15 protein-coding genes, 1 rRNA gene and 1 pseudogene are annotated in these 13,416 nt (G+C 45.8%); 5 read left to right on the plus strand and 12 right to left on the minus strand.

The features are described from left to right. Window positions 1-127 (minus strand): 16S ribosomal RNA (locus tag Q0C29_RS02955); the annotation flags it as partial. Window positions 128-385: 258 nt separating this feature from the next. Between Q0C29_RS02955 and Q0C29_RS02960 the strand changes: the two genes are divergently transcribed. Then, window positions 386-1,378, plus strand: coding sequence for a cyclic pyranopterin monophosphate synthase MoaC (locus tag Q0C29_RS02960; protein ID WP_291999172.1), 993 nt, complete (start codon window positions 386-388; stop codon window positions 1,376-1,378). A 2-nt stretch (window positions 1,379-1,380) separates the two neighbouring features. On the opposite strand, the gene Q0C29_RS02965 is transcribed toward Q0C29_RS02960, so the two are convergent. After that, window positions 1,381-1,878 (minus strand): hypothetical protein, encoded by a 498-nt coding sequence (locus Q0C29_RS02965; protein ID WP_291999173.1) that lies wholly within the window; start codon window positions 1,876-1,878, stop codon window positions 1,381-1,383. A gap of 107 nt (window positions 1,879-1,985) precedes the next feature. Here Q0C29_RS02965 and Q0C29_RS02970 point away from each other — a divergent pair, with 107 nt between their 5' ends. Then, window positions 1,986-3,113: a hypothetical protein gene (locus Q0C29_RS02970; RefSeq protein ID WP_291999174.1), complete on the plus strand. Its 1,128-nt coding sequence runs from the start codon at window positions 1,986-1,988 to the stop codon at window positions 3,111-3,113. Here Q0C29_RS02970 and Q0C29_RS02975 read toward each other — a convergent pair. Continuing rightward, complete coding sequence (locus Q0C29_RS02975; protein WP_291999175.1) at window positions 3,110-4,942, minus strand: DNA topoisomerase; 1,833 nt, start codon at window positions 4,940-4,942, stop codon at window positions 3,110-3,112. The two genes, Q0C29_RS02970 and Q0C29_RS02975, sit on opposite strands and share 4 nt — an antisense overlap. A gap of 58 nt (window positions 4,943-5,000) precedes the next feature. Between Q0C29_RS02975 and Q0C29_RS02980 the strand changes: the two genes are divergently transcribed. After that, on the plus strand, window positions 5,001-5,819 hold the full coding sequence (locus Q0C29_RS02980) for a hypothetical protein (RefSeq protein ID WP_291999176.1): 819 nt from the start codon (window positions 5,001-5,003) through the stop codon (window positions 5,817-5,819). A 121-nt stretch (window positions 5,820-5,940) separates the two neighbouring features. Here Q0C29_RS02980 and Q0C29_RS02985 read toward each other — a convergent pair whose 3' ends face one another. The 6 genes and pseudogenes from Q0C29_RS02985 to Q0C29_RS03005 form a co-directional block, all read right to left on the minus strand. Continuing rightward, window positions 5,941-6,351 (minus strand): hypothetical protein, encoded by a 411-nt coding sequence (locus tag Q0C29_RS02985; RefSeq protein ID WP_291999177.1) that lies wholly within the window; start codon window positions 6,349-6,351, stop codon window positions 5,941-5,943. A gap of 120 nt (window positions 6,352-6,471) precedes the next feature. Continuing rightward, window positions 6,472-6,861, minus strand: a complete 390-nt coding sequence (locus tag Q0C29_RS02990; protein ID WP_291999178.1) for a hypothetical protein — start codon at window positions 6,859-6,861, stop codon at window positions 6,472-6,474. 19 nt (window positions 6,862-6,880) lie between these two features. Then, a complete protein-coding gene (locus Q0C29_RS02995) occupies window positions 6,881-7,045 on the minus strand; it encodes a hypothetical protein (RefSeq protein ID WP_291999179.1) in 165 nt (54 codons plus the stop codon). Between the two features lie 105 nt (window positions 7,046-7,150). Next, a pseudogene (locus Q0C29_RS10830) lies at window positions 7,151-7,455 on the minus strand (acid phosphatase); the annotation flags it as partial. 115 nt (window positions 7,456-7,570) lie between these two features. Then, entirely contained in the window at window positions 7,571-8,698 is a 1,128-nt protein-coding gene (locus Q0C29_RS03000; protein ID WP_291999180.1) for a zinc ribbon domain-containing protein, read from the minus strand. Continuing rightward, window positions 8,682-8,843 (minus strand): hypothetical protein, encoded by a 162-nt coding sequence (locus Q0C29_RS03005; protein WP_291999181.1) that lies wholly within the window; start codon window positions 8,841-8,843, stop codon window positions 8,682-8,684. Before Q0C29_RS03005 ends, Q0C29_RS03000 begins: the two co-directional genes overlap by 17 nt. Window positions 8,844-9,436: 593 nt before the next feature. On the opposite strand from Q0C29_RS03005, the gene Q0C29_RS03010 reads away from it, so the two are divergent. Further along, window positions 9,437-10,138 carry a winged helix-turn-helix domain-containing protein gene (locus Q0C29_RS03010; protein WP_291999182.1) on the plus strand — a complete coding sequence of 234 codons (702 nt, stop codon included), beginning with the start codon at window positions 9,437-9,439 and terminating at the stop codon, window positions 10,136-10,138. A 1-nt stretch (window position 10,139) separates the two neighbouring features. Here Q0C29_RS03010 and Q0C29_RS03015 read toward each other — a convergent pair whose 3' ends face one another. Continuing rightward, entirely contained in the window at window positions 10,140-10,685 is a 546-nt protein-coding gene (locus tag Q0C29_RS03015) for a multiprotein bridging factor aMBF1 (RefSeq protein ID WP_291999183.1), read from the minus strand. Between the two features lie 121 nt (window positions 10,686-10,806). On the opposite strand from Q0C29_RS03015, the gene Q0C29_RS03020 reads away from it, so the two are divergent. Next, entirely contained in the window at window positions 10,807-12,048 is a 1,242-nt protein-coding gene (locus Q0C29_RS03020) for a M20 family metallo-hydrolase (RefSeq protein WP_291999184.1), read from the plus strand. 7 nt (window positions 12,049-12,055) lie between these two features. Here Q0C29_RS03020 and Q0C29_RS03025 read toward each other — a convergent pair whose 3' ends face one another. Then, entirely contained in the window at window positions 12,056-12,793 is a 738-nt protein-coding gene (locus Q0C29_RS03025) for a creatininase family protein (RefSeq protein ID WP_291999185.1), read from the minus strand. Window positions 12,794-12,841: 48 nt separating this feature from the next. Beyond that, on the minus strand, window positions 12,842-13,387 hold the full coding sequence (locus Q0C29_RS03030; RefSeq protein ID WP_291999186.1) for an inosine/xanthosine triphosphatase: 546 nt from the start codon (window positions 13,385-13,387) through the stop codon (window positions 12,842-12,844). Window positions 13,388-13,416: the final 29 nt, after the last annotated feature.

Here is a 13,416-nt window from a genome sequence, read left to right on the forward strand (position 1 = left end):
TCCCGAGGGTAGGTTGGCCACGTGTTACTGAGCCGTGCGCCGCACCCCAGCGGGTCCCTGGGGCGCTTGACTCGCATGGCTAAGCCCCACCCCGATAGCGGTCGGGTCCGGCAGGATCAACCGGTTTCAGGATGCGGCCGCAAGGCCGCTCCTGGGGGGTTGGGATTTGTTCGTGGCTTCTTTCCTTTTTCCTGGTGGCTTGGGTTGGATCACCCCTCAGATTCGCCCCGGGTTTTCCCCGGTGGTGTTTCTGGGGGGCTCATGAATTTATTGAGCGTGCAGTAGGTTCTTCGAAGGACCCTTATTTAAGCTTTATCCCTTGATTCTGGTTAAGGGGGGCTGTGGGTGTGGTAGTGTTTATATTGGGTGCTGGGTATTAAACTTTATGGGCGTTAGGATGGTTGATGTTTCAGCTAAGGAGCCTGTCTATAGGGAGGCTTGGGTTGAGGGTTTAATTAGGCTTAAGCGTGATTTAGCTAAGGCGATTGGGGATTCTTGGTTCATTGGCTTAGGTAACCTAGCCTCATCAGTCTCCGTTGCGGCTGTGGTTGCGGTTAAGAGGGCTTGGGAATTCATACCGCTACTTCACCCAATACCCATAACTAATGTTGAGGTTGAGTTAACCCACGGTGATGATTACGTTGGGTTGAAGGTTGGGGCTAAGACTATTGCCCAGACTGGGGTTGAGATGGATGCCTTATTCGGGGCCTTAACGGGCCTTGTGACTGCCTGGAACGTTATTAAGGCTAGGCACTGCGTCTGTGGACCTAACGGTGACTGTAGGATTATTGAAGAGGGTGAAGGGGGTGACGTATCCTTCAGTGGAGTGGGGGAGATAAGGGGTATTGAGGGGTTGAGGGTTATTAGGAAGATTAAGGGTGAGACTGGTAATGGCGTTAACGCTGGCTTACCCAGCATTAGGAACGCCCCACCTGTGGTGACGCTCTTCGATGCATCTAATGAACCCACGTATAGTGGGGAGGCCGTGGCAAGCGGCTTCATTAAACTTAAGCCAAGCACAGTGGAGTTAATTAGGAGTGGGAGTGTGGAGAAGGGGGATGTGTTGTCAACTGCTCAATTAGCAGCAGTCTCAATGGCTAAGAGGGCTTGGGAACTCCTACCCCTCATTCACCAGAATTACTTAACCCACGTGGCTGTTGGAACTGAGGTTAAGGATGAGGGTGTGTACGTTAGGGTGACCACTAGGAATGTTTCAAGGACTGGTTCAGCCATGGAGGCCCTTATGGCCACTGGAGCCGCCTTACTGACTGTGTGGGATATGGTTAAGAGGTATGAGAAGGATGAGAACGGCCAATACCCTAACACTGAGGTGAGCTTTATTAGGCTTGAGAAGGCTGTTAAGACGCCAATACAGTAGAGTTATATTGCGTAGTAGGTTTGTTGTGTTGAAGATGCCTTAGCCTGCTGCGCGCCCTGTTGCCTAGCTGCCTCAACAGCGTCCTTAACCTTAACGTAATCCTTACCAACCACAGTTACCTTAACAACGTCATTAAGCACCTTTAATTCACTACTGAGGTCAACCACGTACTCCCTACTCAATAATACACCCTCGTAGACGTTAATAACCATCACTTGACCAACCACCTTTAGGGAGCCATACTCGTACTGAACCATGACTGTTGAATGCTCCTCTGAGCCGTCATTTGAACTCCCTAGGTAAAGAGTCTCAATTACCTTAACTTTACCATCACTCATTGGTAACTGCCCAGAAACATGAATAACAGGCTTATCATCAATGTAATTAACCTCAACATTAACACCCCTCTTCAAATACTTAGCAACTTCATTACTTACAATACTCCTAATGTTCTCCATGGACTCAATCCTCTTGGCGAACAAGGGCACGCCGCTAAGCATAATTATTACGCAAACTGGGGCTTAAAACATTTACTACGGTTGAAAAGTACCTCAACCGGAACCTCATAAGTTAAATAGGCAGTGTTGATTGAGGTTCAGTGGGCTTAATGGCAAGTAGGACGGTGAAGGTCTCCGTGGGCCTAACCTACGTTGGATCCATTGCGGCAGGAGCCTTCTCAACAGGTGTTGAGGTTGTACACTTCTTCACGTACTTCGGCTCATTAGGCATCTTCAGTGTGCTCTTAGCCGCATTACTCTTCACGCTGCTCCCAGTGGTAGGTTTAGAGTACGCTAGGTTAACTGGGTTCTATGATTACGGGAGGTTCGTTAAGTCATTAATAGGTAAGGGGCCCTTCATAGCCTTTGAGGTTGTGTACGTGGCCTTAGTAATGCTATTCATAAGTGCAGTTATGGCTGCTGGCGGGCAACTGCTTCAATCAATATTAGGCATTAACCAGTATTACGGTCTAGCCGTAATGTACGCTATATCAATCGTAGTGATAACACTCGGTAGGAGGACTGTCCTTGGGGCTGAGGCTTCCTTAACAATGATCAAGGTTTCAATAATAACATTAGCCACAGTAACCATAGTAACCTTATCGTGGAGTAGGGTAACTTACTCTATACTGCACGTAATTGATTCATCTGGTTGGCTTAACAACCCACTAGGCTTCCTGGAGTCGCCCATACTCTACGTAAGCTATAATCTAGTTGGCTTACCGGCAATGGCCAGTGTTGCCCAGGATTTAAGGAGCAGGAGGGATGTTGTTGAAGCGTCCCTGATTGGTGGATTAACGTTAAGCTCCATGATTGCCCTAGAGTACTTAGCCACAATAGGCTACTACGACTTAGCCACTAATCCAAGTTACCGGTTCGCCGACTTACCGCTGTACTACGCATTACTATACTCCAAGGCGCCCTACGGGTTAGTCATACTATACGTGGTTTTCCTCTACATAGCCCTCTTAACGGCCTTGGTGGGTAACGTGAATTCAATAACGTATAGGGCTGAGGTAGCGTTAAGGAGGAGGAGCGTGAGGCCAATTGTCACAGTCATAATGTTAACCATGGCTGCAGTGATAGCCACCAGTGGGCTCTACTACATAGTGGCTATTGGTTACACTTACTTATCCTACGCCTTCCTAGCGTTATTCACAATACCCTTAGCCTCCGTGGGTGTTTACAGGGTCTTCATTAGGCGTTCAAGAACCGTGGAGGGTAGGTACAGTGGCTAATTATTATTCTCATTAACCATGCTCCTCAAAGCCTTAGCCAACTCCTCCCCAAGCTGATGAGCGTTAGGCTTCATTGAGGCGTAGACTTTAACAGCCTCCTCCTCAAGCCTCCTCCTCACTGAACTGGGCAGCTCCTTCCCTGAGCCAATAAGTGAAAGCATTGACTCCATCCTACTCCTGAAGCCTGGGTCTATTAGGGTTGGGGCGTATTTAGATAATGATGTAATCAACGCCTTACCAAGCGGCGTCGGTACACATTGCCCCTTAATTATCTTAAAGTACCTCCTCTTAACATTAGTATGTATGTGATCCTGCATGGTAGCGTCAGTACCTATACCGTACTTCCTCATTAACCTAAGCAACTCCGACTCACTCAAGTATGGGGGAGGTGTGGTTTTCCTCTTAACAATCTTAGAATCCTTAACGGTAACCTGCATACCAACCCTTAAGGCGGTTAACGGCAGTGGATTAGCCTTAGGCTTCTCAAAGGGGTAAATCACGAAGTAGCCATCGTTAATTATCCTGAGTCCTGAAGCCTCAAATAACACTCCACCAGCGTCAACAACAAGCCTCTGCTCCTCAACTAATGCTGGGGGGCTTAGGGTTGCTAGGAAGTGCCTAACCACTAGGTCGTATATGATCCAGTACTTGAAGTCCCTGAACCTGGCCATTAGCTCAGCCTTATCAGCAGCCTTAACTGGGTGTATTGGTGGATGGGCGTTATCATTGTCCTTACCTGCAGTGGGCCTTAATTCACCAGCCATCAACTGCCTTGCGTATTGACCGTAGGTTGACGTTGATGATAGGTTCCTTAAGATACCCCTTAAATCCAGGGTAGGTGGGTAGACGTTAGTCTCGGTTCTAGGGTAGGATATGTAACCCTGCCTGTAAAGCTCCTCAGCAATATCCAGGGTTTGCTTACTCCTAATGTTCAGGAACCTACTGGACCTCCTCTCAAGCTCAATAGTGTCAAGGGGCTTAGGGGGATTAACGTGAACCCTCTTAGCCTCAACATCCTTAACAACAGCCTTACCTGCCTTAACCCTACTTAATGCTTCCTGAGCCTCCTTAAGGCCCTTGAACTTATCAATGGATTCAAGCTCAATTAATTCACCGTTGACTTCAATTGTTAGTTTAATCTTGTAGTAAATCTCAGGCTTAAAGTTCTCCCTCTCCAGGGCTCTTTGAACAACAAGATTAAGCACTGGTGTTTGACAGGGACCATAGCTTAAGAACTCCCCCCTATTTAACGGTGCCTTACTTGACTTGGCGCTTAGGGTTAATAACCGAGTGAAGGTTGCACCATACTTAAGGTCAAGCACCATCCTGGTGAAGACCTTCTTAGCTAGGTTCACGTTAAGCGTCGTTAACCTGCTGAAGGCCCTCCTAATATCATCCCTGGTTACCGCTGAGAATAAGGCCCTCCTAAACCTTAACGTGCTTTTCCTAAGCCTAGCCACAAGCATTACCTCGTATGCTATGGCCTCACCCTCAACATCTGAGTCAAGGGCAAGTATAACCTCCTTAGCCTGCTTCGATAATTCAATTAAAGCCATTACATACGGCCTATCCCACCCTCTAATCACCATGACTGGTTCAAGGTCAAGGAGCTTACCAGGCTCCACGCTGTTCCAATTATTGTAGGAGTGCTCAAAGTCGAAGTCAAGAATGTGCCCCCTTAAGCCCATGGATGCCCAATACTCCCCATTAACCTTAAAGAAGTAGACTGGTACACTACCCACCCTCCTTAACGTGTACCCACCCTCAGCTAAGTATTGGGCTATTGCCTTGGCAACACTATTCTTTTCAGCTACAATTAGCTTATCCATTCAGCAGTATCTGGGCGAAACATTTAATAAATCCTTCACTAAATTTAGGTTGATTGAAATGTCCAGTGAGAAGAAGCCTGATGAGAAGAAGCAGACGCCTCAAGTACCACCTCCACCCATATTGACGCCTCAACCAATCACTCAAGGTCAACAGGCCCAACAAGGTGAGCAGGTTAACCCAATTGCCAAGCCACCTACCCAGCAGGTTCCACCGCTACCGCAGATGCCTCCACAGTACCCGCCATTGCCTACTCAACAACCCCAGAGGCCAATGATGCCGCCTACTCAAGCGCCATACCCCTCACCTTCACCACCACCATATCAGCGGGTTCCCCAGCAGGCACCGGTTCAATACCCACCACAGCCTAACCAGTATCCTCAGTATCCACCCGCCTTACCCCCAATGATGCAACAGTACCCTCCTCAACCCCCACCACAGCAGTTCATTAGGCCTGAGGAGCAGCTTTCAGTTAGTGGTGATGTGCATAGAGCCTTCAGGTACGCGATGATAATTGGTGTGCCGTTAGCCATAGGTGGCATTGTGGTTGCCTTACTTGCATCACTGGCTATTAGCATACCTGCTTACGTTTACCTAGTCATGGGGGTTTCAGTAGTGTTACTGTCCATTGCCTTAATAATAACTAGTTATTCTTGGTTTAGGTCCCTTAGGATACTTGAGGGTGAGATAGGTAGGATAAATCAACGCTTATCCAACCTGCAGCAAGCTAGGGCACCACCCATGCAGACTCAACCTATGATTCCTCTTCCACCGCAAATGCAACAGAGGTACCCAATGCCACCTCTCCCACCACCCTACATGCAACAGCAGCCTCAGGGTACTTCAGAAGCATCCAATAGTAATGACTACACCCAGTGACCACATCAGCATGAAACCTTGGTTAAACACTATGATTCCTGCATTGGATCAGCAGTGATAGATAGCAAGTAACCTACCACCTTAGGGTCTATTTAATATTAATGACTTCCCTCTGCGCATTCTAAGTATTAACAATTGAAGACTCGGTTAAAGACAAAAGAAGCAGAAAGGAGTTAGTAAAGTTTTTAGATGCCTCCTTAATTATCGGATCTGTGAATTCTAGGCTATCATCTATTATTGAATGCCTCTTTAATGTCGTTAACACGTCATGAAGCACCCTATCACTTACCTGTGAGCCTTCATAACCCTCAAGAGTCCTCTTTAGTAAGCCCCATTCCCTGATTCCAGAGGCTAATAGCTTGAGTATTACTCTATATCTCCTACTAGCTCTAAGACTTAGGAAGTTCTCGAGTTCCTGTTTAGCCATATCCACGGCATCGTTTATGATTGTTCCCAGGTCCCCGCTGCCAATGCTCCTTGAATACCCATAGTATGTTAACCAGCCAATAATACCATCTAACCTACCTACCACATTCTCGAGCTCATCTTCATCAACGGAATTCTAAAGACCTCTTGTGGCTTAACCTCTGAGTGGTAACCTTGGCATAAGCCCTACCAAACAGTGGTAACCTTGGATTACCAAGTATTAAACTTAATGCACCCATTTCAGAGCCAGATAGTATGAATCTAGGTTATCTAGGAAGTCGTAAGCATGCGCTATTGCGTCCCAAACCTCAATACCCAAGGGTCCACCAAGTCTTTGGGCCTCATCAATTGCAATAATAAGTCTAACTCCAGCATCATGAGAGGCTCTATCAAGTTCCCTAAACAGCTCGGTGAGCAGTGGCCTATTCTTACCCCAACTAAGTGAAATCTCTAAGCCCGAAATTCCAACACCCCTAATGTTACTTAGCGCCTTCATGACACTGTTAATTAATGCTTTAGAGGGTAGGTACCTTCTGGTGAAACTATTTAAGGATCTCGATAAGATGCTATATAGGCCTCTCCTGGACCTAACAAACTCCCTAACATCAATGAACATGTATGGGACACATAATTCGTTAAGCGATGTTAGTACTTAAGGATGTTTTACCAGTTCTCCTTAAACCCTTAACTACTATGAGCCTGGTCAATGGATCATTAATTAAGTAGGATAACCTGTTAAACTCCTTCTCAAAATTAAATAAATCCACTTTACGGGTCTTAGGCTTTGGGTCAAAAAGCATACTTCCACACCGAAAGTTACTTCCACGGTGGAAGTATAAAAACTCAACTAGCTTGGTTAATCCCAGGTTTAAACTACAATGGTATGGCATTACCTTAAAATAAATCTAGGTACCATTAAATCCCATCATATGCTTATATACCTTAACGCTAGTAATCCTCATCATGTATAGTGGTTCATAACCGGTATAATTGCCTTTAACTATAGCTACATAGCCATAGTGTACTGGATATTGTAGTGGTATTGGGTATGTCCAATTCACTGGTGTTATTATTCACTTAGTCTTGGGGTTTGATTAAAGTTAAACGCTACCAGTAGTCCATTTAGGTTTGAGTTGGCCACTATTGGGGTTAGGTAGGGTAGGTGCTAATTATAGTCTATGAAGGCCAGTAATGTGTATCCTGAAATGCTCTGACCTCCTCTCCACCCTGTAGGGGTGGTTCATTTGGTTCCTGTCCTTGCTCGTGGTGTCATTGAGTGAGTGGTCTGTAGTTTGGCTTGGAGTATCTCTTCTTCAAGCCTAGCCTCACGGTTGCCTTGAGCCTATACGTTGATGTAGGAGCGCCCATTTTATTGGTATTTCGTCTCTGTTTGCCTTGAGTCCGCATTTTGGGCATTGCATTACCCTGCCTGGTAATTGCGTCAATTCGTTACCACAAACTGGGCATTTTGTGCTTGGCAATCTTTTGAACTCGTAAGGTACACCGTACCAGGCTAGTTGATTAGTTAAGAGATATATGAATCTCCTCAGGTAGAGCATATAGGCCTTAGCCAATCCGTTGGGTAGCTTCTCCTCCATTAACTCGCGCCTAGACTCTTCAAGCACATCATCAATAATAACCATGGCTCCGTATTTCAAAGCCTTCTGAGCCAGTTTATGGACCAGCTTTTGAGTATAATCCCTCAGGTAGGCATATAGCCTACACCTAGTGGCCTTAATCTCCCTCCATAGCTTTCTACCGTATGGTGTCTTATGAAAGCCAAGCCTCCTTAAGGTGCCGTATTTATGCTCAAGCATAGTCACGTGGTTGTAGAGCGTTTCAATGTAACCTAGGTTAGGCCTCTCCCTACCCATTGAGCTTATTTTGCCATCTACTAGAGCCCAAGCTATGCCGTGCCTCCACGAGTTAACGTCAATAACCAACCTATAGTTGCTCGGCTTAATTGGCTCAACTTCACGCTCGAAAGTTATGGCTATGTATAGATGCCCATCATCAACCCAGGCCCTAGCCAACTTAGGCTTGCCACTCTCATTAAGCCTATCACGGATATACCCAACCTCACTGGGGGTGAGGCTGATAATAATGGCTCTCCTCTTAATAACCCACCTAAGCCTCAGAATGTTTTCAGTTAAATCAATAAATACGCCTTGACCCATATCACGTTCATTAGTGAGCCTCACGCCGACATTGAATATTGCATGGACTTTAGCCAGCCATTTTTTAGCATTGATAAGTCTTAACTCATTCTTAAAGTAATCGAATTCATATGCAAACCTTGAGTCTATGTCTATTGACCATATCTCGAATCCCCTAGCCCACAAATTACCTAAAGCATCAGCTCTATTAAGCACCCTAACCAACGCACCACGCTCCTCAGTGGTGAATATCCTTAATGGTCTCTTGATTAGCAGTGTTCTATGGGATTTCGTCATCTGGAACCACCACAATCACAATAACCCTCCTACCAACCAACTCCTTCAACACTGGCTTATTCCCAACCCATATCTTGAAGTACTCGTAGCCGTGCCTCCTCTGGTCAAGCATCACGGTACCAAAGACCGCATACACCCTAGCCACAATAGAGGTCAGCTAAACTCTTATTTGAATTTTTTGCTAATAAAAAGTTTATAAATTAGCAAACCATTACCCCTAGTGAGCCAGCGGTGGGAGTGTATGCCGTGAACCCGCTGGTGCCCAGCCCCGTGGGCACGTGATAAGATGACACCCCGAGGATGGGGGCAATGCCCGACGAAGGCAGAAGGGTGAAGAGAGTCACAGGGATGCGGGGAAACGGGGCATATTCTACCGTTCTCATCAACTATAACCTCACCGTCGGCTGAAATAACCATGGGCCTAGGTCCATTAGGGCCTTGAGGCTGTTGAACCAGCACTGAATAATTAGGTAAGATACTTAGTGGAACCTTACTTGTAAGGGAAAACTTGCTTACTAAGTCACCTGCAATAAAACCACCGACTGCACCAAGGCCCAGTGCCCCAGTAGTTTTATGACATCCCTCCTATCCATTACATGGTTATTATTTAAAATCTAAAAACTCTTCTTCGTGTTAATCCGCAACACAGGTGAGGAGCCTTACCCTTGAGCAAGTAGGAGTCAGCTCTGGCGATCGGTTTATAACCCCCTTCTTCAATTAGGCTTAATAGTGAATACAGTGCCTGATAATTCGTTTAAGGATAATGAACCCATTAACACTCTACTGCTATTACCCGTTAAGGCATTTGATGCCTTAGTAACTTACCCTGTGAGGCTAAGTATAGTGAACGCGTTGATAAATGGGCCATTAACGGTCACCGACGTCTCAAGTAGGTTGAGGTTAGCTAAGGGTATAGTGCATAGGCACTTGAAGGTTCTTGAGAAACTCGGTTGGGTTACTGTGGTCAGTGACGAGGTACTTAGGATACTTAACCTGCCTAAGGAGGCCAACAGGGTTTATTACATGTTATCCTCACTAATATACTTCGGCTATAGTGTTGTTGTTAACGGATGCGAGGTTCAACTTAAGATTGACGGTAAGTACGCTGCCTTCATAGACTCAAGGAAGGGTGTTCTCATTGTTAAAACCCCCACGGCCACCTATGGTTGTGTTAAGTCCTGTGGGAACAGTAGTGAGTGCTTTAACTGGGCGTTGAGGGTTTCAAGGAAGTTTAAGGTTCAGATTGAGGCGCCAAGCAGTAGTGTTGATGATGCTTTGGTTCAATTATTCCACGGCATACTGATTAAGGGGTTCACATCACCGAAGGCTAAGTTACCTCTAATAAAAATAATTGACTTGAAGATTGACAACATGTATAGGCAGTGGTTAGGTAACCCCATTAAGGTTAATAGCATTAATCACCGTAACGGTGGGCAGTGAGCTACTGCTCCTTATCCTTCCTCCTAATCTCAACAACATCACCTAAAGTCACCTCACTACCCCCTGATTCACCAAACTCCATCTCAGCCTCCTCCCTCTCAACAAGTAGCTTTACCCCAAGGACCTTCTCCATTCTCCTAGCTAGGTTGATGTCTGGGATGAGCTTACCATCCTCAATATTCCTAAGCGTACTCTCCTTTATACCAAGCATGCTTGCTAAAACATCCCTACTCATCCCTAGCCTACTCCTCGCGTCCTTAATCACTTCACCATAATTATCAATTACTTCAAGCCTCTCCGCCTGATTAACATTAACCTCACTACGCCTCTTAACTTGCCTAACTGGGGTTATGTACCTCTGCCTAGGTTTAATCGTAGCCTGGCCACTTGGGGTTTGCTGAATAACGCCTGAAACCACCCTAACACCCTTAACGTTCGCGTAGCGGGAGGCGCAGCGTTGACATAGTGTTAGGACCGCCCCATCTATTTCAACAACTATGGGTTCACCGTTTATTTCCCTCCCGCATATGTCACACGTAACTACCATATTCTTAATAACGTAACGCAGTATATTAATCTTTTGCCGCAAATGTAGGATATTAGTTCATTGAATTAAGTCATGGTGAGCAGCACTCAACTTTAAATTCATCACCCGCATCCTCTTAACCATGATGCAGAATAAGCCTGAGTTAAGTAAACTAATGAATAAGGTAAGCGAATTAAGGGAATTCATCATTAACTTATACAAGGGCTTCATACCAATAAGGGCGCTTGCCCCTGAGAATGGGGGTGATGGGGAGTGGGATAGGGCACAGTACTTGATTAGTGTCGTTAGGCAGTACTTCGATAATATTAAGGTTATTGAGGCGCCTGACCCCAGGGTGAGTAAGGGTTCAAGACCTAACATAGTGGCTACTATTAATGGAATTGATGAGTCCAGGACATTCTGGGTGATAGCGCATATGGATACTGTACCTGAGGGTGATAGGGGAATGTGGAGTGTTGAGCCTTATGAGGTAACCGTTAAGGGTGACTTAGTGTATGGTAGGGGTGTTGAGGATAATGGTCAAGGCATAGTCATGGGCATAGCCATAGGTAAGCTTCTAAGGGACCTGGGGGTTAAGCCACCGTTCAACTATGGCCTAATACTAGCTAGTGATGAGGAGGTTGGCAGTAAGTATGGGATAAGGTATCTAATAGGTACCGAGAGGGGGTTGTTTAAGGAGGGGGATCTTATACTTGTGCCGGATGCAGGTAATGATGATGGATCCATGATTGAGGTTGCTGAGAAGGCAATACTATGGCTTAAGGTCACGGTTATCGGTAAGCAGGGTCACGCAAGCATGCCTAAATCAGCCTTAAACGCGCATAGGCTAGGCATGATGCTTGCACTTAGGCTTGACGAAACGTTGCATGGTAGCTATGGTGCCGAGGATCCATTATTCGCTCCGCCTGAATCAACATTTGAGCCAACTAAGGTTGAGAGGAATGTAGATAACGTAAACACTATACCGGGCAAGCACGTATTCTACATGGACTGTAGGGTACTGCCTAAGTATAGCCTTGATGAGGTGTTAACCACAGTAAATAAGGTTGCGGAAGACTTCTGCAGAGAGCATGGATGCAGGTCGGTGGTTGAGGTTGTTAATAGGGATGACCCAGCACCCCCAACGGACCCAAATAGTGAGGTTGTTCAGAGGTTGGCTAAGGCGATTAAGGTTGTTAAGGGTATTGATGCTAAGTACATGGGTATTGGGGGTGGTACATACGCCAAGTACATTAGGATGATGAATATACCTGTTGCAGTCTGGATGACATCTAAGGGCACTGGTCATTCACCTGATGAGCACGTTAACGTGAATGACATATTAAGTGACATTAAGGTAGTTTTAGCATCAATGATGACTTAATCAACTCCTACTTAACCTTAATTATGGGTAACTTCCCATTCCTTAAATCATTTATTAATTGAACCAATTCCTCAACAGCAGCATTAAGTATTGCCTCACCCTTATCCCTACTGGCCCTAGATGGGTAACCTTGAACGGCCTTAGTGTACTCCATTGCGTAAACATCCTTACCATAAATCCTAAACCTAGCCTCAACCCACTCATCCGCTGAACCATCCCTAGGAATCAACTTAACAAGGTTAGGGTATGCAGCCCAGACTTCGCTTGTTTCATCCTCCGCAGCGTGTCCTTCAGGTGTTTCTAGGACCTTTCTCCTAGTCTCCTTAGCTAAGTCAATCCACCAATTAATCACTATGATTACTAGGTTAGTTTCCTTAACTACATCCTTAGCAGCCATGCTTAAGGCATCAGTATTACCACCATGACCATTAACGACAATCAAATACTTCACCTCATTTCTGGCCACCTCCCTGAAAATATCCTTATACAGCCTATAAAGCGTCTCATTGCTTACAGATATTGTTCCGGGGAACTTATCAAGAACATACGTATTACCGTACCAGACAGTGGGTAGTAGAAGTACATTAGTTTTCTCTGCAGCCTTTTCAGCTATGTAGGTTGCCATTAATGCATCCGTACCGAGGGGTAAGTGGGGGCCATGGGCTTCAACAATGCCTGTAGGCAGTATAGCTACTGACTTATCAGTCTCCTTGAAGATGGGCCAAGTTAATTCCCACCAACGCATTATTAAGTCACGCACGTGGGGTTTAAAGGTATTAGTTAAGGATGAACCTCAACCATCCGCTTCGTAAAGTTCCCTATTCCAAGGCATCCTGGGTAGGAGAGCCATGTACACTGCTTCAGTATTTAAGTTAATCCTCTTGGTTAATCCCTTGCTCAGTAGGCCAATGAACCCAATTCCCTTACCTGCATTGGGAACCCCATAATACTTCTCAACAACATCATTAAGTTCTTTACCGGTCATTAGTTCCCTCATGAATGCTGGCGGTATCATGAATGCTGGACTTAGGCCTATTGTAATCAAGCTCTTTCTATCAATCACCACAGCCACTGTTGCATCAAGATTCACGTTGAAGGCGCTTAATGTCAATACGCCAGCCTCAATACCGATGCCGTAGATTGAGTCCTTAATTAAGTTAAGGGCATGCCTAGCCCTAATCACTGCACCATTAACAATGGCCTCAAGGCCCATTGGCTCTGGGGGTAAGCCAGGTGGTGGATCCACTGCCTCAACGGTACCGTTAATATTAAGGATCCTTAAAGCCTCCTCAACAGCCTTAACCTTACTTGGATTCCTTGAAGCCAAGGCCACCTTCATAAGCTTAACACCAGTGCTTTACCTTGCCT

The sequence above is a fragment of the Caldivirga sp. genome, assembly GCF_023256255.1.
GTDB lineage: Archaea > Thermoproteota > Thermoprotei > Thermoproteales > Thermocladiaceae > Caldivirga.

Coding starts and splice junctions, on each gene's coding strand:
- Q0C29_RS02960 (WP_291999172.1), top strand. CDS start 386: ATGGGCGTTAGGATGGTTGATGTTTCAGCTAAGGAGCCTGTCTATAGG.
- Q0C29_RS02965 (WP_291999173.1), bottom strand. CDS start 1,878: ATGCTTAGCGGCGTGCCCTTGTTCGCCAAGAGGATTGAGTCCATGGAG.
- Q0C29_RS02970 (WP_291999174.1), top strand. CDS start 1,986: ATGGCAAGTAGGACGGTGAAGGTCTCCGTGGGCCTAACCTACGTTGGA.
- Q0C29_RS02975 (WP_291999175.1), bottom strand. CDS start 4,942: ATGGATAAGCTAATTGTAGCTGAAAAGAATAGTGTTGCCAAGGCAATA.
- Q0C29_RS02980 (WP_291999176.1), top strand. CDS start 5,001: ATGTCCAGTGAGAAGAAGCCTGATGAGAAGAAGCAGACGCCTCAAGTA.
- Q0C29_RS02990 (WP_291999178.1), bottom strand. CDS start 6,861: ATGTTCATTGATGTTAGGGAGTTTGTTAGGTCCAGGAGAGGCCTATAT.
- Q0C29_RS02995 (WP_291999179.1), bottom strand. CDS start 7,045: ATGCTTTTTGACCCAAAGCCTAAGACCCGTAAAGTGGATTTATTTAAT.
- Q0C29_RS03000 (WP_291999180.1), bottom strand. CDS start 8,698: ATGACGAAATCCCATAGAACACTGCTAATCAAGAGACCATTAAGGATA.
- Q0C29_RS03015 (WP_291999183.1), bottom strand. CDS start 10,685: ATGGTAGTTACGTGTGACATATGCGGGAGGGAAATAAACGGTGAACCC.
- Q0C29_RS03020 (WP_291999184.1), top strand. CDS start 10,807: ATGATGCAGAATAAGCCTGAGTTAAGTAAACTAATGAATAAGGTAAGC.
- Q0C29_RS03025 (WP_291999185.1), bottom strand. CDS start 12,793: ATGCGTTGGTGGGAATTAACTTGGCCCATCTTCAAGGAGACTGATAAG.
- Q0C29_RS03030 (WP_291999186.1), bottom strand. CDS start 13,387: ATGAAGGTGGCCTTGGCTTCAAGGAATCCAAGTAAGGTTAAGGCTGTT.